The sequence below is a fragment of the Burkholderia sp. Leaf177 genome (assembly GCF_001424345.1).
Taxonomy (GTDB): domain Bacteria; phylum Pseudomonadota; class Gammaproteobacteria; order Burkholderiales; family Burkholderiaceae; genus Caballeronia.
Genome location: NZ_LMPF01000023.1, coordinates 216,615 through 234,557 on the forward strand (window position 1 = coordinate 216,615; position 17,943 = coordinate 234,557).

Sequence of the window (17,943 nt, forward strand, 5' to 3'; positions counted from 1 at the left end):
TCCCTGCGGAGCCGCTTTTTGCATCACTGGAACGCCACTTCAGCGAACCCGCGCAACTTGCGGCTATGGAGTTTCGATAGCCCGTTCATGCGCAGCAGTTCCATTGCCATCACGCCGATCTGCAAATGCTGATCCACTTGCGCGCGATAAAACTGATCCGCCATGCCGGGCAACTTTAGTTCGCCGTGTAGAGGTTTATCGGAGACGCAGAGCAGCGTTCCGTATGGCACGCGAAACCTGAACCCATTCGCGGCGATGGTCGCGCTTTCCATATCGAGCGCGATCGCGCGGCTTTGCGATAAACGCTGCACGGGCTCGCGGTGATCACGCAACTCCCAGTTGCGGTTATCCACGCTCGCGACGGTCCCGGTACGCATCACGTGCTTCAAATCCACGCCTTCGAGCTTGGTCACCTGCGCGACGGCTTTCTCCAGCGCGACCTGAACCTCGGCCAGGGCGGGGATCGGAATCCAGAGCGGCAGGTCGGCGTCGAGCACGTGGTCTTCGCGTACATAACCGTGCGCGAGAACGTAGTCGCCGAGACGCTGTGTATTGCGCAATCCGGCGCAATGCCCGAGCATGATCCACGCGTGCGGCCGCAGCACGGCGATGTGGTCCGTGATCGTCTTTGCGTTCGATGGTCCAACGCCAATGTTGATCATCGTGATGCCGCTGCCGTCGGCGCGTTTCAGGTGATACGCGGGCATTTGCGGCAAGCGCGCCGGCGCCACGCCTTGCGGTTCTTCCTGCAGATCGCCGAGGTTTTCGTTGCCGGTGATCACGTCGCCGGGTTCCACAAACGACGTGTATTCGCTTCGATACTTCCGCGTTTCTTCGTCGTCCGTTCTGGACATGATCTTGCGGCCGAGCTTCACGAATTCATCGATATAAAACTGGTAGTTCGTATAAAGCACGTAGTTCTGCGTGTGCGTGGGCGAGGTCGCGGTGTAATGCTTCAGCCGATGCAACGAGAAATCCACCCGCGCCGCCGTGAACAACGCGAGCGGATGCGGTTCGCCTGGCGCGGGTTCGTACGTGCCGTTCACAATGCGGTCGTCGAGCAGCGCGAGATCGGGCATATCGAAGATATTGCGCATGGCGAGCAGCCGGTCGCGATCCAGGTCGCCTTCCAGGTGAATGCCCTCGGCAAACGCGAAATGAATGGGAATAGGTTGCGCCGACACGCCGACTTCAATTCCGACATGATGATTCTTGGTAAGCAGGCGCAATTGCTCGCGATAATAATCGCCGAACATGTCCGGCCGCGTAAGCGTGGTCTCGAAAATCCCGGGCCCCGCGACGAACCCATACGAACGGCGAGAATCGATCTGCGTGTTCAGCTCGGTCCGCACGCGCACGAACGGATAACACGCTCTAACGCGATGCGAAAACGGCTCGTTTTTCCGATACCGCGCGAAGGCGTCGCGCAGGAATCCGGTGTTGGCTTCGTAAATGGCCGATACCCGCGCGACCGCTGCCACGGGGTCATCGAAAGATTCCGTGGGGAAGTTGCTGGCGGGCGTGGAATGAGTGGCTTGAGTCCGGTCGTTTGTCATGTTCTTCATGCGCTCTTGTGGTGAATCGACATTAACACGGAAGAACCACACGCCCATGAACACCCCTCCCGCCGATGCGTTTCTTCAACACATCGGGACACATCGCCATGCTTTATTTGAAACCAGCGCAAAATAAGGCTTTTGCGACGATTCAAATGTCCCTTAGCATCCCTCAAGCGGGTGCGGTTTGCTAAAATTCGGGGACTCATCTGGAGAAACATCATGAAGTCGCTTCAATCTGTCGCCATCACGGCTGTTCTGGCCGTTGCCAGCATTGGCGCAAACGCGCAGAGCCTTCCCGCTCAATCGGCGGCCGCGACGGATGCAACTCCGGCGCACGTCATGTCGCCCGAAGAGAATGCCGGCTTGCCCGACCTGAAGGCGATCAATCGCCCGGCGGCGGAAGTCAGCTCGAAGGTGGAAATCTCGCCGCCGCGTCTGCCGAGCTATCACGAGACCAGCACGAACGGCACGGAAATCACGGAATACCGGGACAAAGGCAAACCTGTCGAAATCAACGTGCGCTCGAATTTCGGCACGCGCTATCAGATGAGCGCGCCCGCCGACGCGTCGCCGACCGTGCGCGACAACGGCAAGGCGAGCACGCGCCTGCCTTCGTGGAATCTGCGCTACTAAGCTTTTTTATGGCCGCCGGGCTTTGCATCGACTTATGCCCGGCGTTCGCCGTTGTCCCCGCCACTGATCCGCACGCCGGTCCGCGCGCCTTCCAACCTCACCGACGCACTCCCGCATGGCCGTATTCACTGCTGTCTCCGATTCCCAGCTCACCGACTGGCTCCAGAACTACGAACTCGGCGAAGTCACCGAGTTTCGTGGCATTGCATCCGGCATCGAGAACAGCAACTTCTTTTTGACGACCACGCGCGGCTCGTATGTCCTCACGCTCTTCGAAAATCTGACGGCAACCCAGTTGCCGTTTTACCTCGATCTGATGCGCCATCTGGCGTCGCACGCGGTGCCGGTTCCTGATCCAATGCCACGTCGCGATGGCGCGTTGTTCGGCACGCTGAACGGCAAGCCGGCGACCATCGTGACAAAACTCGACGGCGCGCCGGAATTGTCGCCGGGCCCGGAACATTGCATCGAAGTGGGCCATATGCTGGCGCGGCTTCATCTGGCGGGGCGTGATTTCGCCACGCATCAGCCGAATTTGCGCAGCCTCGCGTGGTGGCAGGAAAACGTGCCGGCCGTTTTGCCGCATCTTACCGGCGACCAGCAAGCGCTGATCAAGAACGAACTCGCGCATCAATCGGCGTTTTTTGCATCGGCTGAATACAAAGCAATGCCGGAAGGCCCGTGTCATTGCGATCTGTTCCGCGACAACGTGCTGTTCGCGCATCCCACGGCGGACGAAACGCGTCTCGGCGGGTTTTTCGACTTCTATTTCGCCGGCAACGACAAATGGCTGTTCGATGTCGCCGTCTGCGTGAACGACTGGTGCGTCGATCTGGCAACGGGCGCGCTCGACGCGGCACGCACGGACGCCCTGCTGCGCGCATACCAGACGGTCCGCCCGTTCACTCCGGCCGAAGAACACCACTGGAGCGACATGTTGCGTGCGGGCGCTTTACGTTTCTGGGTATCGCGTCTTTACGACTTTTACCGGCCTCGCGAAGCCGAAATGCTGAAACCGCACGATCCTGGCCATTTCGAACGCATTTTGCGTGAGCGCATCAAAACCGCGCCCCTTCCCGCTGATGGTAATTAATCAATGCATTTGATCGAAGTCCCCGCTAAAACCGGTTATGTGTGGTTCCGACAGGGAATCTGGCTGTTTCGCCGGAATCCGCTGGCGTTTCTTACGGTGTTCTTCGCGTATCTGTTTGCCATGACGCTGATCTCGCGGCTGCCGTTGATTGGGCCCGTGCTGCCGCTGCTGCTGATACCGGGCGTGGCGGTGGGATTCATGGCGGCCTGCCGCAATACCATCGCGAAAAAGCCAGTGTGGCCGACCGTACTGGTCGATGGTTTCCGCTCGTATGGGCAGATCGTCGCGCGCCGGTTGCTCGTGCTCGGCGTGGTGTATGTGGTCGCAATGGGCGCTGTGTTCGCGTTGTCGGCGCTCGTCGATGACGGCGTGCTGCTCAATCTGATGATCGGCAACGGTCCTGCCGGCGATCCGGAAACCATCGCGGCAAGCTTCAATCCGCTCGCGGTGCTGGTTGCGATGGGCTGCTACATCCCCGTCGCCATGCTGTTCTGGTTCGCGCCGGTTCTCGTGGCTTGGCACGACGTGCCGCCGGCGAAGGCGCTGTTTTTCAGCTTTATTGGCTGCTGGCGCAATCGGGGGGCGTTCGTGCTTTACGGCGCGTTGTGGATTGGCGTGGCGCTGGCGGTATCGTTTGGATTGAGCGCGTTGATGCAAGTGCTTGGAGTTGGGCAGGAAATGGCGCTCGCCGTCCTGATGCCCGCGTCCATTCTCGTCACCAGCGCGTTGTATTGCTCGTTTTACGCGACGTATCGCGGCTGTTTTGGCTTGCAATCAGAGGACTCGGCGGACGATATTCCGGACCTTTCCGGACCTGCAGCCTGATTTGCGCGAAGGCTTACTAAAGCGCCGGCGACCGCCAAGGTCCCCGGCGCTTTTTTTCGCGCGGTTCATTTGATTCGTGCGCTAACGATTCGCGTGCAGTATCGTTACGTATCGTCCTTAGCATAAATAATGCGATCGCCATGACTTCTTCGCCGCAAATCCCGCTCGAACTCGATGCCCAGCTTTGCTTCGCGCTCTACTCCACGTCGCTTGCGATGACAAAAACGTACAAACCTATGCTGGATAAGGTCGGGCTGACTTATCCGCAATACCTGACAATGCTGGTGCTCTGGGAAAGGGATGCGCTGACTGTCAAGCAAATGGCCGAGCGGTTGAATCTCGATTCGGCCACCATGACGCCCTTACTGAAACGACTTGAGGCGCAGGGTTTTGTACAACGCGTGCGCAGCAAGGAAGACGAGCGGCAGGTGCATATCAATCTCACAGATGCCGGCCGGGCGCTCAAGAAATCCATCCGCGGCATTCCGGCCGAGATCTTCTGCGCTGCCGGATCGGACGCAGAACGCCTGCTCAAATTGCGCGACGAACTCGTGCAACTGCGTGCATCGCTGATGGAACACAACGAAACTTAACAATTCGATAGAAATTACCAATCGCGGATCACTTCTATTTCATTTGCACACTAATGATTATCGCGATATATTTCTCTCCGTGGTCAGCGCATTCCCAAACACACTTTCTGCCGCCAAGCGGTCACCATTGAACAGGAGAACATCATGAGCGTCCTTTACACCGCACACGCAACGAGCACGGGCGGCCGCGACGGCCGGGCAGTATCGTCGGACAAGAATTTGGATGTGAAATTGAGCGCTCCCAAGGAATTGGGTGGCGCGGGCGCAGAAGGCACTAACCCGGAACAGCTTTTTGCTGCCGGTTATTCGGCTTGTTTCCTGAGCGCAATGAAGTTTGTCGCCGGTCAGCAAAAGAAGGCAATTCCCGCCGATACAACCGTTTCCGCCGATGTAGGCGTCGGTCCGAACGACAAAGGCGGCTTTGCGTTGGATATCGAACTGCGGGTTTCGCTGCCTGGACTTGATGCAGCCGAAGCGCAAACACTGGTCGATACCGCCCACCAAGTGTGCCCGTACTCGAACGCAACGCGCGGGAACGTAGACGTTCGCGTCAAGCTGGTTTAATCCAGCGTAACCGGAAGGCAAAAGCCTTCCGGTGTTTTTCAGGCAGAAGACGCAAAAATGCCGGCCAATGGAGCCGGCATTTCTTTGCTTCGATAACACCGCTTTCAGCGTATCGAATCCTGCTTGTATTTCTTTACGGCCGTTGAATTACTGCGCGAGCCACGAAGGATGACGTGTCGTTGCACGGCGATCCAGCTTCTTCATGCGGTATTCGAGGTCGTAAATGTCAGTGGCTTCGGCCAGATAAGCGTCGTTACGTTCCTTGTCACGCTGGTCGGCGGATTTCGTCAGGAACAGGAAGAGGCGGCTGAGCAGATACATGGTGAACCTCGCTGGGTGATATAAGGGTAATTACCTAGTGCTTGAACGAAGTATAGGGTAATCCCTAGTCACGGGCAAGTGTTCAAAAGAACGTGTTGATGCAAAAGGCTTTTTTACAACACTGGATCAAACCAGCGTCTCGTCGCGAACCGGCGACTGCACCCGGCGTTGATGCTTGAAGAACTCCCACAGCATGGCTGAAGCCTCCGGACCCTTGGCCGAATGGAATGGCACGGTATCGTCGCCACCGCTCCACGCGTGGCCCAGTCCGCGCACGATGCAAACGCGCATGACGCGCCGGCCATTTCTCACATAATCCGTCGTCACGCTGGTAGCCTGGGTTTCTTCGCGGCGCTCACCGTTTTTCCAGGCACCGTTGGCATCGACGAAACGATTCAGACGCAGGAATTCCGAAGTCAGCTGCTCGGCATTGACCTTCGACACCACTGAATCCAGTTCGCCATGCAAGATCACAGTTGGCATGCCGGGATAACTGGTGACATCGACGGCGGCATCGATCAACGCTACCGGGTCTTTCCGCGAGCCTCGACGCATGATGTCCATTGCATCGATACCGGAGTTGGCATCGCCGAAAACCACGCCCGAATGCAGGCCCACGGCCGCGAAAACGAAGGGATATTCGACCGCAAGCCGGGCCGCGAGCCCAGCGCCGGCCGACATTCCGGCAAGATAGACGCGTTCGGCATCCAGGTCATGCCGGCCGACAATCTCATTGATCAGCGATACGACCGAAGCCGCTTCCCCGTCGCCTGCACCCTCATACCAATGCCAGCATCGATGAACATGCGCTGTTTTCGACTGCTCGGGATACAAGACCGCGAATCCATACCGGTCAGCAAGCAAATTGACGCGTGTGCCCTGCGCGAACTCTTCGGCGGATTGCTGGCAGCCGTGCATCATGACCAGCAGCGGCATATGGGTAGGTTCGGCGTTCGCGGGCAAGTACAGCGCATAGGCCAGGTGATTTACAAACCGGCCGGCCGCGGGGGGCGCCGAGTGGAACGATCGCGCCCACTTACCCGCGGCCCATGCAGATGCACGCGGCCGGACGCGCGATTCACGCACGGCGCGCGCCTTCACCGTGGTTCGCGGCTTGACTGGCAAGCTCGGGCTGATTACGGATTTCGCAGCCTTGGCGCTTACAGGACGCACTGCAGTACGCGGCTTCGGTGATCTTGGCGGCGCAATTTGTGTGGCGACCAGGCGTTTCAAGCCTCGTAGCCACAATTTCGTCAGACTTTTAGGCATCGAATTTGGTCCCACACGTTAGAAAAGTGATCCGTCAAAACGCATCAAAATGACGGAAGTTGTGCAGTGCACAATAGCATCTATTGGGAAGCTGCGTGCGAGACACAGAATTTCACCTCGACACGTATTGTTGACACGTAGATGCCAGAACAGCGCTAATTAAGCGAAGTTGAGCTTTATCATCGAAATTCATGGTGACCGCTTCGTTAAGTTTGCAGCCTGAACCGCCCGGTATAATGTCTGCTTTTTCCCGCTATGCAGAACAATCTTCATGCCTGACTTGCCGCTATCTCTCTGGCTCACCATTACTTCGATCGGCAGCGTCGGTGTCATGATCCCGCTCGCCCTCGCGGTAGCAGCCTGGCTCGCGATCGGATACCCGTGGCGTTACGCCGTCTGCTGGCTTCTTCTGCTCGGCGCGGCAAGCGGGCTGGTCTTTCTCACCAAGCTTGCGTTCATGGGCTGGGGCATCGGCATACGCGATCTGGATTTCACAGGAATTAGCGGCCACGCGATGATTTCGTCGGCGGTATTGCCGGTCGCGTTGTTCGTGGCGTGCCTGCCCGGTCGGCAATGGGTAAGAGGGCTCGGTGTCAGTGTTGGCGTGCTGGTCGGAGTCGTGGTCGGCGTGTCGCGCATTCTGTTGAACGCGCATTCAGTGTCGGAAGTGGTCTCGGGCTGCGGGCTCGGCGCTCTGGCGGCGCTTCTGTTCGTGGCGTACGCGTGGCGTGCGGAAGCGGGCAAGCTGTCGCCAGCGCCTGTTGTCGTAAGTCTCGCGCTGGTCGCAGTCGTGCTCCACGGGATTCCCGTGCCTACGCAGCGGTGGATCACCGATATCGCTTTGCAGCTATCCGGCCGCGAGCAGCCGTATATCCGGGCGCGCTGGAAAGCCGGCCAATACGACAAACCTGCCGTGAAGCCGGCAAGACATATCGACGTCCGGTTTGGTGGCCCAACGGAGTCATGAAGCCCTGAGTAATCGAGTGCGCGCTTCCCGTTATAGCCGCGAATATATTACGATGCGCTTTCCATTCATTTCGACCTGGCCATCGTGTTCAAAATCAAACAATCGCTGATCGTCGCCGCCCTCGCCGTTTCTTCCATCGCGCTGCAAAGTGCGGCTCATGCCGATGAAATCGTCGTCTCCGCAGCCGCGAGCCTGACCAACGCGTTCAAGGCCATTGGCGACGCCTACGAAAAGCAGCACCCGGGCACCAAGGTCCTGATGAACTTCGGCGCGTCCGACGTGCTCATGCAGCAGATCGTGAAAGGCGCGCCCGCCGATGTCTTCGCGTCCGCCGATCAGAAAGCGATGGACAAGGCCATCGGGGAAAAAGTGATCGCAACCGAATCGCGCCGCGACTTCGCCGCGAATTCGCTCGTGTTGATCGTGCCGAAGGACAGCGCTTTCACGCCTGCCAGCGTGAAAGACCTCACCGAAGCCAGCGTCAAGCGCGTGGCATACGGCGATCCGGCTTCTGTGCCGGTCGGCCGATACACGGAAGGCGCGCTCAAGGAAGCCGGCGTTTGGGATGCGGTCAGCGCCAAAGGGGTGCTTGCATCGAACGTGCGCCAAAGTCTCGACTACGTGGCACGAGGCGAAGTGGACGCGGGATTTGTGTTCGGCACCGACGCCGCCGTGATGCCGGATCGCGTGAAAGTGGCGCTGACCGTGCCGACGCAAACCACGATCACCTATCCGATCGCGCAGGTCGCGCAAAGCAAACATGCCGCCGATGCTCAATCGTTTATTGCGTTCGTGTTGTCGCCGGAAGGCCAGAAGACGCTGGCGCAATTCGGCTTCAAGCCGCCGGTTAAGTAAAACTTCATGGATCACGCGTGGATTCCGCTGCTGTTGTCGCTGAAAGTGGCCGGCTGGGCGACGGCGATCGACGTCGTGCTCGGCGTCGCGGTGGCGTTCGGTTTGTCGCGATGGCGGTCGTCGGCGCGCGAGTTGGTCGATTCGTTGCTGACGTTGCCGCTCGTCATGCCGCCTACAGTTCTCGGTTATTACCTGCTCGTGCTGCTCGGCCGGCGCGGCGTGATCGGCGCGTGGCTCGATAAATTCGATATCCAGCTGGTCTTTACGTGGCAGGGCGCCGTGATCGCGTCGGCGGTGGTCGCCTTTCCGCTCGTCCTGAAATCCGCGCGCACGGCGTTTGAAGCCGTTGATCCGCAGTTCGAACGTGCGGCGCGAACGCTCGGTATCGATGAAACCGCTGTGTTTTTTCGTGTCACGCTGCCGCTCGCCGCGCGCGGCATTCTGGCCGGCGCGCTGCTCGCGTTCGCGCGGGCGCTGGGCGAGTTCGGCGCCACGCTGATGATCGCGGGCAATCTCCCCGGCCGGACACAAACGCTTTCGGTCGCGGTATATGCAGCCGTGCAAGCCGGCGACGACAGCACGGCGAACGTCCTGGTGATCGTGACATCCGTAACGTGCGTGGTGATTTTGCTCGCGGCCGGGCGCTTGTTGCCCCAGCGGTCGATGGCATCGGTACGTTGATATGACCGCCCTTTCCGTTCGCCTGCGCAAGCATTTCATCACGCCCGAGCGCGATTTCCTCCTCGATGTAGCGTTCGAATCGACCAGCCAGCGCATCGTGTTGTTCGGGCCGTCGGGCGCGGGGAAGAGTCTGACGCTTCAGGCTATCGCGGGATTGATCCATTTGGACGAAGGCGCGATCGTGCTGAACGGCACCACGCTGCTCGATACAACCAAGGGCATCGACCTGACGCCGCAGGCGCGGCGGATCGCTTATCTGTTCCAGGACTACGCGCTTTTTCCCCATTTGAACGTTCGGCAGAACATTGCGTTCGGCCTGAAGCGCGGCTGGTGGAATCCGTCGAAACACGTGGCGCACGCGGACATTGATTACTGGCTGAACGCGTTCGATTTGAAGCCGGTCGCGCGGCAATATCCCGCGCAATTATCCGGCGGTCAAAAGCAGCGCGTGGCCCTGGCGCGGGCGCTGATTCCGCATCCGCAATTGTTGCTGCTCGACGAGCCATTCTCCGCGCTCGACATGGCGTTGCGTCAGCGTATGCGACAGGAACTCGCCGATCTGCAAAGCCGCCTCGATATCCCGATGATTCTGATCACGCACGATCCTGACGATGTCGCCATGTTCGGCGATCAGGTCGTGAATCTGCGCGAGGGTATCGTGCAGATTCACGATGCCGGCAGTCTCAATCCGTCACGCCAAGAATCACGCTCGACGCCTTGAATGCCGCGATCGCGTTCTGACCTTCCGCGAGTCCGAGCGTGTCCACGCTTTCGTTGGTGATGACGGCGGTGACCGTGGTCGCGTCATCGAGTGCAAGCGAAACTTCCGCGTTCACCGCGCCGCGCGTCACCTTCGAAACCTTCCCCTTCAGCTGATTGCGCGCCGAGATCCGGACCGGTTCGTCCGCCATCAGGATCACCCACGACGCCTTCACCAGTGCAAACGCGCCACCGCCTTCCTTGAGGCCGAGTGACTCGGTGCTTTCGTGCGTGACGATCGCGATAATCGATTGGCCGCCCGACAGCGCGAGTTCGATTTCATCGTTGACGGCGCCGCGCGTGATCTTTTTGACCGTGCCGAATAGCTGGTTGCGTGCGCTGGTTTTCATGCCGATCCGTCCAATGAGTTGCCAGTCGTGCTCGAAATCTTCTATGGCCGCGCCCGCGCGATCGAGAAACAGCCGGTGTTCCCGTTCGATGGCGCCATATGTATCGATCAGCTTCAGCGCCTTCGGCGTCAAAGTCGTTCCGCCGCCGCCCTTGCCGCCAGTTGCACGCACGACGAGCGCGGCGCCGGCGAGGTTGTTCATGGCATCGATAGCGTCCCACGCCGCCTTGTAGCTCATCCCGACTGCTTTGGCCGCGCCGGTGATCGAGCCGGTTTGCTGGATGGCCGCGAGCAATGCAATGCGTGCCGCGCCGCCGAGCGTCTCGTTGCCACTGCGAAACCAGACGGCGCCGCCGACTTCGATGGGTTCGTCACGCATTTCGTGGGTCATGGCTGCATCGCCGGCTTGTTAAACAGAACGCGATTATATTGGGCGCTGGAATTACCTGATATGCGGCTTTTTTATCTTGCGCAAGATACGTTCGCCTTCGGCCGCGTGCATCTGCTGAGCTGCGACGGCGAAACCCTTCGCCAGACCTTTCTGGAAATCATTGGCTTCTTCCAGCGTTGCAAGGCGTTGCGCGGCGACGGCTGCGTCGTTGCCATCGCCGAGAACGGTCTGCAAATCGCCCAATGCTTTCTCCACGTCCTTGCGCGTGGATCGCGTGACGATCGAGCGGAAAAACTCGAGCGCGTAACGCAAGCGCTTGGCATGGATGCGTACTTTGTGGCGCGTGCTTGCATCGATGCTCGTCAGATCCGGCGTCCGCGCGATCTTCCGATAATGCTTGGTGATGCGCTTTTGCGCGTGCTCGCCAAGCGTGCGATCCGCGAGCTCGGGCGGCGCTTCGAGCGTGCTGAACCATTGCACGAACGCCACGGCGAGGCTCGCGTAACGTGGCGAACTCATTGCGTCGACCAGACGCTTGCGCGCGGCCATGCGTTTTGCATCGGCGGCGCGGTTTAACACGGACCACGAATCCTGACGATGTTCGTCATCGGCGGCGGCGTAGGCCGGAAGCGTTGTGTCGGTGAAGACATCCCAGTCGCGGGCATCGGCGAGCAAGTCGCCAAACCACTTCAGATCGGGCGCGACTTGCGCGTTCCAGGTTTCATCGATCCATTCGGGGAAAAGTTTGAGCGCGGTCTTGAGCCGCCGCTGCGCCACGCGCAGTTGATGCACATGTTCAGCTTCAAGACAGACGCGCGACGCCCCGTCGTTACCGAACCATTGCGCCGCCACGGACTTGCCGATCTCATCGAACGCACCGGTCGGCGTGATGTGGCGCGGCAACTTCAGCTTGCCGGCTTTCACGGGCTCGTGCGCGGCGGGATCGATGTGAACCGGTGAGATCACGAAAGGCAGCGTCTTGGCTATCTCACGCGCGATCTCGAACAGCGCTTCACGCGATTCGGGCGTGGCGGTGAGCGTTAAGGTCGCCGGGTTATTGGCTTCTATTTTCAGGTTCGCGCGAACCGATCCCGGTAGATCCCATTCGATCATTGGCGCTTCGGAGGCTTCGCCAAGAATGGCGTCGGTATCGCCGAGAAGTTTCTGCAAGTCAGCAAGGGTTTGTTCGGACGCAATCCACGCCTTTAAATCATCTTGCGCGTCAGCGGCGGCCTCTTTAAGCCAAACAAAAGGCCATTCCCACCGGCGCGCCGCAAACATCTTTTCCTGCCCGCGCGTTTCGATGCTCACGTCAAAACCCTGCAAATCCGCTTCGACTTTTTGCGTTTGCAACATGACATCGCGGCGGCGTGCTCCGGAAAACGAAGCGAGTTCCGACAGCGCCTTATCGGGCGGCGTGTTCGAAACATCACGGGAAATCATCACCAGCTCGACGAGTTGCAACATAAGTTCTCCATCATGAACGCGACACTCATCAAGGCAGCAAGTCCCAAGCCGCGCTTTCAAATCAGACGAATTTCAATGCTTTCGCGTGTCATCAAAACGCAATAAAGCGCGTGCAAACATGGACAGCGTTACTGCCAGATGCCCACTCTCCGCACCATTCGCTGCTTCCGCACAAAGGACGTTACATGCCTGACTTGACCCTTCCCGATAGCAACGACACGCAAGGGCGAACGCTCGGACGGCGGCTCAGCATGCCGCTCTTCCTGATCGTCATTGCCGGCGGCATCATTTATTGCGTCACGCACTTGCTGCACGACCTCGAAGCAGTCCAGCAATCGTCGATATTGCCTTACGTTCTACTCGGCGTTGCGTTGATGATCGCGCTGGGCTTTGAGTTCGTAAATGGCTTTCACGATACCGCCAACGCCGTCGCGACTGTGATCTACACCCATTCGCTCGCGCCCAATCTCGCGGTCGTCTGGTCAGGCGCGTGGAATTTCCTGGGCGTGCTGGTATCGAGCGGCGCGGTTGCGTTCGGCATCCTGCAATTGCTGCCCGTGGAACTGATCCTCGGCGTGGGGACATCGCAGGGATTCGCGATGGTCTTCGCGCTTCTGATCGCCGCGATCATCTGGAACCTCGGCACGTGGGCGGTCGGGATTCCGTCGTCGAGTTCGCATACGCTGATTGGATCGGTGATCGGCGTCGGGCTGATGAACCAGATGTTGCATGGCACGTCGGGAACATCGGGCGTTGACTGGGGGCAAGCGCTCGCGGTCGGCAAGTCGTTGCTGTTTTCGCCGCTGATCGGCTTCGTTCTGGCCGGCCTGCTGCTTTACATCATGAAGCTCGTGGTACGCGTTCCCGCGCTTTATAAAGAGCCGAAGAAAAACACGCCGCCGCCCTTCTGGATTCGATGCCTGCTGATCCTGACCTGCACGGGCGTTTCGTTTGCGCACGGTTCCAACGATGGTCAGAAAGGCATGGGACTCATCATGCTGATCCTGATCGGGACGGTCCCAACCGCTTACGCGCTGAACAAGGCCGTGACTCCTGCCGAGACGCAGACCTTCTTGTCGGTCGGACATCATGCGTCAGAGGTGCTCGGCAAATACACGAATGGCGCGGCGCCGGTCGCCGATCCGCGCGCCGTCGTGCAGCACTATGTGCAGACCAAGACGGTCGAGCCGAATACGATCGTCGCGTTGAAGCAGCTCACCGATCTCATCGACGGACAAGTCGGCACGTCGGATTCCATGGCGAACGTGCCGCAAAATATCGTGGGCAACGTGCGCAACAACATGTACGTGAGTTCGGAAGCGCTGCGCCTGATGGACAAGCAAAGTGCGCCGGCTTTCGCGCCTGAAGATGCCGCCGTGCTCAAGAACTACAAAGGCCAGCTCGATCACTCGACGAAGTTCATCCCGACGTGGGTAAAGGTCGCCGTCGCGGTGGCTCTTGGGCTCGGCACCATGGTCGGCTGGAAGCGCATTGTGGTGACGGTGGGCGAGCGCATCGGCAAGACGCATTTGACCTACGGGCAGGGTGCATCGGCGGAACTGGTCGCGATGGTGACCATCGGCGCCGCCGATATGTACGGCCTGCCGGTCAGCACGACGCACGTGTTGTCGTCGGGCGTGGCGGGAACCATGGCCGCGAACGGCTCCGGGCTGCAATGGAAAACCGTGCGTAGCCTGGCGCTTGCCTGGGTGCTGACGTTGCCGGTTTCCATCGCGCTGGCGGCCGGATTGTTCTGGGTGTTCCGCGGCCTGTTCTGAGCGTTTGCGGTTGTTCAGCTGTCTCAGTTCTTCTCCAGCGGCAGCGGGTTTTTGATCTCTCTAAAAACCGCTGCCGCGCTTGCAAAATTTCCCGATCGCTGACCGGCTTTTGTTCGTGCGTCAGCATCGCGTCGATCCCAATCCATATCCACCAAGCCTTTCCGCCGATGGCACAGCGTTTGCTCATAGGATCGGGCAATCGCGAGGGTATCGGCGATGCGGGACACAACAAGCTTCACCATCCGCCGATACTCACGCCGCCCCGCTCGCGGCATCGCCATTCACTCTTCAGCAGAAGCCAATAATTAAGGAGAAGTGGAATGACTATCGGAACAATTTTGCTCGTTGTGTTGATCCTGTTGCTGCTCGGCGCTTTCCCGTCGTGGCCGCACAGCCGCAGCTGGGGTTATGGCCCAAGCGGGATTCTGGGCGTGGTGTTGATCATCGTGATCGTGCTGCTGCTCATGGGCCGGCTATAAGTCGTTAGCCGCTCTAGACCGTTGCGTCATCGCCCGCGTGCAGGGGAACATTCCTGCCGCGGGCGATTCACATTTCCAACCCTCATCAAGGAGTAAGGATTCCATGAACCTCCATCTCGAAGGAAAGCTGGCGCTCGTGTCGGGATCGACGAAAGGCATTGGACTGGCTATCGCCACCGGCCTTGCACGCGAAGGCGCGCATGTGATCGTGAACGGACGCAAGCAGGAATCAGTCGATGAATCCATCGCCAAGCTCCGCGCCGCCGTGCCCGATGCAAACGTGGAAGGTTTCGCCGGCGATCTTTCCGATGCCGCGCAAGTCAAGGCGGTGGTCGCGAAGTATCCGGCGGTCGATGTGCTCGTGAACAACCTCGGTATTTTCGATCCCAAGCCGTTCGCGGATATCCCGGACGAAGACTGGCAACGTTTCTTCGATACCAACGTCATGTCGGGCGTCCGTCTCTCGCGCGCTTATTTACCGAAGATGAAGGAGAAGAACTGGGGCCGCGTGGTGTTCATCAGCAGCGAAAGCGGCATTCAGATTCCCGTGGAGATGATCCACTACGGCGTGACGAAGACGGCGCAACTGGGGTTATCGCGTGGACTTGCCGAGGATTGTGCCGGGACGGGCGTCACGGTGAACGCGGTATTGCCGGGCCCGACGCATTCGGATGGTCTCGATGAAATGGCGGCCAAAGGCATGGGCGACAAGACGTTCGCGGAATTCGAGAAAGGCTTCTTCGAAACCGAACGGCCGAGTTCGTTGATCAAGCGTTTCGCCACTACTGAAGAAGTCGCGAACATGGTGGTGTATGTGTGTTCGGAAGCTTCATCGGCCACGAACGGCGCTGCATTGCGCGTGGACGGCGGCGTGGTGCGTTCGGCGTTTTAGGCGTTTTAGGCGTTCTTGGCGTTTTAGGCGTTCTTGGCGTTCTTGGCGTTTGGCGTTCTTGGCGCTTCAGGCAGCCGCGATCACACCCGAAGTACGCGTCCGTCCGGGCCGATCAGCGGCGGCAGCTTCGGCAATGAATCTGTCGATTTCGGTGCGGTCTTTGCGCGACCGACATTTGACGGCGATGCCGAAGGCGCAACGGTCAACGCGGGCGGCGGGGTCGTGGTTCTATCTGCGACTTGCTTGACGGCCGGACCGCTCTTGCGCTTTTTCTTCGACTGCGCCGTGACTACGCTGCGCGCCTTGGTCTTGGGCGTATGCAATTGCGACTCAGGCGGATTCCAGACTTCGACATAACGTTCGGCAGCCATTGCGGCGGCGGATCCCGCACTCAGGGATCCAGCCAGCAAAGCCAATACGACGCTCGATGAAAGTGCGGATAAAACAGGTCTCACAGCAACGCTCCAGATTGTTCAGTGTTCTTCAGCGCGCGAAAGTATAGCGTCGAGCGAGCGCTGCGATGTGTCGAGTTCGAGCAACGCGCTGTCGAGCCGTTGCAGCGCCAGTGCGACCTTGCCGCCGCCCGTGCCGAGTTCCGGCTCGGCACGAGTGGCATTGAATGCCGCCGATACCGCGCGCGTTGCCTGCACATACCGCGCGAGCGCGGCGGCTTCAGCAGAAGATTGGATGTCAAGGCGATTCATTTCGTGTCCATGCAAGAGCATCAACCTGTATGAATATACAGTAATGCCGTGCGCGCGAGAAGTGCTGTGGCGCGTCCTTGAGCAAACACATGTGCGCGACAAAGCATGCGCGTAAACCCGCCGCGTTTAAGGTGCGCTTAATTGTCGGAGGGCACATTTCAAAACGCCAGCTTTCAATACCGCCACCATTCGGCGGCTTTTCACCGGAGCTTTCACGCGAGGATACGCCATGGCCGCCAGCGCATCGTTTCAGAACATCAAGTCGACGATGAAAACCGAGCACGCTTTGCCGCTGCATCAATGTCGTTTATCGGAAGCCGTAGAACGACCGTGGGGCAAGGCTTACCGCATGGTGGAATGGGCGCGCAAGAGCGACCCGTGCAGTCAGTTGAGCGTGGTGCCGGCGGAATTCACCACATCCGAGATTGCCGAAGTTTTGCGCGCCCACATATCCGGCCGACGCTACGGCCCCACGGATTCTGACGGCAGCATCTGATAAACGCAGCGCGGGCATTTCTCGATAAAACTTTGATAAAGTCCACAAATGGACTATTATACGACTCAAGTTCAAAACGAGACTCATGCCATGCCCCGCGTTCAACGCGTCCCACGTTCTGTGCCGGCGCCCCGACCGTCTATCGCCGATATGTCCGCAGCCGGTCTGCGCGCGTTCTTCAGCATTGCGACCGACTGGACCCTTTCCGCCGACGAACAAATCGTCCTGCTCGGCTCTCCCGGCCGTTCCACGTTCTTCAAGTGGAAAAACGCGCCGCAAACCGCGCGCCTCGGCCGCGATACGCTGGAGCGGCTTTCGCTGATTCTCGGCATCTACAAAGCCCTGCAAATCCTGTTGCCTCAACCCGAAGCCGCCGATGGCTGGATCAAGCGCGCGAACACCGCACCGCCATTCGGCGGCAAGCGCGCGCTCGATCGCATGCTTGCGGGCAATGTCAGCGATCTCGTGGCGGTCCGGCAATATCTCGATGCAATGCGAGGCGGCTGGGCGTGAGCGATCTATCCAATGTGCCCGAGGCGGAAAACGACTGGCGTGCTCGCTGGCCGCACGCCGAAATCGACTGGTCGCCCGCGTATCGCGTGATTCCAACGCGTTTTCCGGCCGTCAATCTCTTTGACCGCGTGGCGTCGCCGCAAGATTTCGATGCCCTTTACGCGCTCGAAGCCATGACCAACGACCGGTTGCGAACGGAAGTGGGCGAACTCGACCTCGTTCCGTCCGATGAACGCCGATACGGCGCCGGTTACGGCCCGATCATGGCCGCGTTCACGCATCTGAACCCGAACGGCAGCCGCTTCTCCGACGGTACTTACGGCGTCTTTTATTGCGCGCGCGAGAGGCGCACGGCTATTGAAGAAACGCGCTACCACTCGGCGCTTTTTCTCGCGCATACGCAACAAGCACCGCTGCGCCAGCAAATGCGGCTTTACACGGTTCTGGCGCAAGGAGAAGTGGTCGATCTCTGCGGCGGCCGCTTGACGCAAAGCGCGCTCGATCCGGAGATTCTGTCGCCATCGAATTACGCTGCGGGCCAAGCGCTTGGGCGCGCGGCGCGCAAGGCAGGCGCGCGCGGGATTGCGTATCCGTCGGTGCGGGACGAAGGCGGCGAATGTCTTGCCGCGTTCCGCACGACCTTGCTGCGCGATTGCCATCACGCTGCGTATCTGGAATACGAGTGGAATGGCGAAACCGTCACGAACGTCTATGAGATGAGCAAGGTCGGTTAGTTTCTAAAGCCGATCAGCCGA

23 protein-coding genes are annotated in these 17,943 nt (G+C 59.5%); 15 read left to right on the plus strand and 8 right to left on the minus strand.

Translation table 11 applies throughout. From position 1 onward, the window contains the following. Window positions 1-23: 23 nt before the first annotated feature. Window positions 24-1,556, minus strand: a complete 1,533-nt coding sequence (locus tag ASG35_RS22060; protein ID WP_056363752.1) for an AMP nucleosidase — start codon at window positions 1,554-1,556, stop codon at window positions 24-26. 222 nt (window positions 1,557-1,778) lie between these two features. On the opposite strand from ASG35_RS22060, the gene ASG35_RS22065 reads away from it, so the two are divergent. From ASG35_RS22065 to ASG35_RS22085, 5 genes are all read left to right on the plus strand, one after another. Further along, complete coding sequence (locus ASG35_RS22065; RefSeq protein WP_056362684.1) at window positions 1,779-2,192, plus strand: hypothetical protein; 414 nt, start codon at window positions 1,779-1,781, stop codon at window positions 2,190-2,192. A 115-nt stretch (window positions 2,193-2,307) separates the two neighbouring features. Then, entirely contained in the window at window positions 2,308-3,285 is a 978-nt protein-coding gene (locus ASG35_RS22070) for a homoserine kinase (protein ID WP_056362686.1), read from the plus strand. A gap of 3 nt (window positions 3,286-3,288) precedes the next feature. Continuing rightward, the gene (locus ASG35_RS22075) at window positions 3,289-4,110 is read left to right on the plus strand and encodes a BPSS1780 family membrane protein (RefSeq protein WP_056362689.1); all 822 of its coding nucleotides are present in this window, start codon (window positions 3,289-3,291) and stop codon (window positions 4,108-4,110) included. A gap of 140 nt (window positions 4,111-4,250) precedes the next feature. Beyond that, window positions 4,251-4,703, plus strand: coding sequence for a MarR family winged helix-turn-helix transcriptional regulator (locus tag ASG35_RS22080; RefSeq protein ID WP_056362693.1), 453 nt, complete (start codon window positions 4,251-4,253; stop codon window positions 4,701-4,703). A gap of 144 nt (window positions 4,704-4,847) precedes the next feature. After that, the gene (locus tag ASG35_RS22085; protein WP_056362696.1) at window positions 4,848-5,267 is read left to right on the plus strand and encodes an organic hydroperoxide resistance protein; all 420 of its coding nucleotides are present in this window, start codon (window positions 4,848-4,850) and stop codon (window positions 5,265-5,267) included. 147 nt (window positions 5,268-5,414) lie between these two features. Here ASG35_RS22085 and ASG35_RS31040 read toward each other — a convergent pair whose 3' ends face one another. Both ASG35_RS31040 and ASG35_RS22090 read right to left on the minus strand, forming a co-directional pair. Then, on the minus strand, window positions 5,415-5,588 hold the full coding sequence (locus ASG35_RS31040) for a DUF3563 family protein (RefSeq protein ID WP_082508548.1): 174 nt from the start codon (window positions 5,586-5,588) through the stop codon (window positions 5,415-5,417). Between the two features lie 126 nt (window positions 5,589-5,714). After that, complete coding sequence (locus tag ASG35_RS22090; protein WP_056362699.1) at window positions 5,715-6,857, minus strand: extracellular catalytic domain type 1 short-chain-length polyhydroxyalkanoate depolymerase; 1,143 nt, start codon at window positions 6,855-6,857, stop codon at window positions 5,715-5,717. A gap of 271 nt (window positions 6,858-7,128) precedes the next feature. Here ASG35_RS22090 and ASG35_RS22095 point away from each other — a divergent pair, with 271 nt between their 5' ends. From ASG35_RS22095 to ASG35_RS22110, 4 genes are all read left to right on the plus strand, one after another. Then, on the plus strand, window positions 7,129-7,824 hold the full coding sequence (locus tag ASG35_RS22095) for a phosphatase PAP2 family protein (protein WP_056362702.1): 696 nt from the start codon (window positions 7,129-7,131) through the stop codon (window positions 7,822-7,824). A 93-nt stretch (window positions 7,825-7,917) separates the two neighbouring features. Next, window positions 7,918-8,679 carry a molybdate ABC transporter substrate-binding protein gene (gene modA / locus ASG35_RS22100; RefSeq protein ID WP_235527699.1) on the plus strand — a complete coding sequence of 254 codons (762 nt, stop codon included), beginning with the start codon at window positions 7,918-7,920 and terminating at the stop codon, window positions 8,677-8,679. A 6-nt stretch (window positions 8,680-8,685) separates the two neighbouring features. Then, window positions 8,686-9,360, plus strand: coding sequence for a molybdate ABC transporter permease subunit (modB, locus tag ASG35_RS22105; RefSeq protein ID WP_056362708.1), 675 nt, complete (start codon window positions 8,686-8,688; stop codon window positions 9,358-9,360). A gap of 1 nt (window position 9,361) precedes the next feature. Next, a complete protein-coding gene (locus ASG35_RS22110; protein ID WP_056362712.1) occupies window positions 9,362-10,081 on the plus strand; it encodes an ATP-binding cassette domain-containing protein in 720 nt (239 codons plus the stop codon). Here ASG35_RS22110 and ASG35_RS22115 read toward each other — a convergent pair. After that, the gene (locus ASG35_RS22115; RefSeq protein WP_056362715.1) at window positions 10,044-10,859 is read right to left on the minus strand and encodes a TOBE domain-containing protein; all 816 of its coding nucleotides are present in this window, start codon (window positions 10,857-10,859) and stop codon (window positions 10,044-10,046) included. The genes ASG35_RS22110 and ASG35_RS22115 overlap by 38 nt on opposite strands. 51 nt (window positions 10,860-10,910) lie before the next feature. Next, window positions 10,911-12,326, minus strand: coding sequence for a CHAD domain-containing protein (locus ASG35_RS22120; RefSeq protein ID WP_056362718.1), 1,416 nt, complete (start codon window positions 12,324-12,326; stop codon window positions 10,911-10,913). Between the two features lie 185 nt (window positions 12,327-12,511). Between ASG35_RS22120 and ASG35_RS22125 the strand changes: the two genes are divergently transcribed. Next, on the plus strand, window positions 12,512-14,104 hold the full coding sequence (locus ASG35_RS22125) for an inorganic phosphate transporter (RefSeq protein ID WP_056362720.1): 1,593 nt from the start codon (window positions 12,512-12,514) through the stop codon (window positions 14,102-14,104). 23 nt (window positions 14,105-14,127) lie between these two features. Here ASG35_RS22125 and ASG35_RS22130 read toward each other — a convergent pair whose 3' ends face one another. Next, the gene (locus ASG35_RS22130; RefSeq protein ID WP_156393316.1) at window positions 14,128-14,385 is read right to left on the minus strand and encodes a hypothetical protein; all 258 of its coding nucleotides are present in this window, start codon (window positions 14,383-14,385) and stop codon (window positions 14,128-14,130) included. Window positions 14,386-14,424: 39 nt separating this feature from the next. On the opposite strand from ASG35_RS22130, the gene ASG35_RS31045 reads away from it, so the two are divergent. Next, window positions 14,425-14,583: a DUF3309 family protein gene (locus ASG35_RS31045; protein ID WP_069638401.1), complete on the plus strand. Its 159-nt coding sequence runs from the start codon at window positions 14,425-14,427 to the stop codon at window positions 14,581-14,583. A gap of 103 nt (window positions 14,584-14,686) precedes the next feature. After that, complete coding sequence (locus ASG35_RS22135) at window positions 14,687-15,475, plus strand: SDR family NAD(P)-dependent oxidoreductase (RefSeq protein WP_056362727.1); 789 nt, start codon at window positions 14,687-14,689, stop codon at window positions 15,473-15,475. Window positions 15,476-15,555: 80 nt separating this feature from the next. On the opposite strand, the gene ASG35_RS22140 is transcribed toward ASG35_RS22135, so the two are convergent. Together ASG35_RS22140 and ASG35_RS22145 are read right to left on the minus strand one after the other, a co-directional pair. Continuing rightward, window positions 15,556-15,930, minus strand: coding sequence for a hypothetical protein (locus ASG35_RS22140; RefSeq protein WP_156393317.1), 375 nt, complete (start codon window positions 15,928-15,930; stop codon window positions 15,556-15,558). An 18-nt stretch (window positions 15,931-15,948) separates the two neighbouring features. Beyond that, window positions 15,949-16,179 carry a hypothetical protein gene (locus tag ASG35_RS22145; RefSeq protein WP_056363753.1) on the minus strand — a complete coding sequence of 77 codons (231 nt, stop codon included), beginning with the start codon at window positions 16,177-16,179 and terminating at the stop codon, window positions 15,949-15,951. A gap of 229 nt (window positions 16,180-16,408) precedes the next feature. Between ASG35_RS22145 and ASG35_RS22150 the strand changes: the two genes are divergently transcribed. From ASG35_RS22150 to ASG35_RS22160, 3 genes are all read left to right on the plus strand, one after another. Next, complete coding sequence (locus tag ASG35_RS22150) at window positions 16,409-16,675, plus strand: DUF2866 domain-containing protein (RefSeq protein WP_056362733.1); 267 nt, start codon at window positions 16,409-16,411, stop codon at window positions 16,673-16,675. Window positions 16,676-16,765: 90 nt separating this feature from the next. Further along, window positions 16,766-17,188: an MbcA/ParS/Xre antitoxin family protein gene (locus tag ASG35_RS22155; RefSeq protein ID WP_056363755.1), complete on the plus strand. Its 423-nt coding sequence runs from the start codon at window positions 16,766-16,768 to the stop codon at window positions 17,186-17,188. Beyond that, on the plus strand, window positions 17,179-17,922 hold the full coding sequence (locus ASG35_RS22160; protein WP_082508578.1) for an RES family NAD+ phosphorylase: 744 nt from the start codon (window positions 17,179-17,181) through the stop codon (window positions 17,920-17,922). The genes ASG35_RS22155 and ASG35_RS22160 overlap by 10 nt, the downstream gene beginning before the upstream one ends. Window positions 17,923-17,943 lie beyond the last annotated feature (21 nt).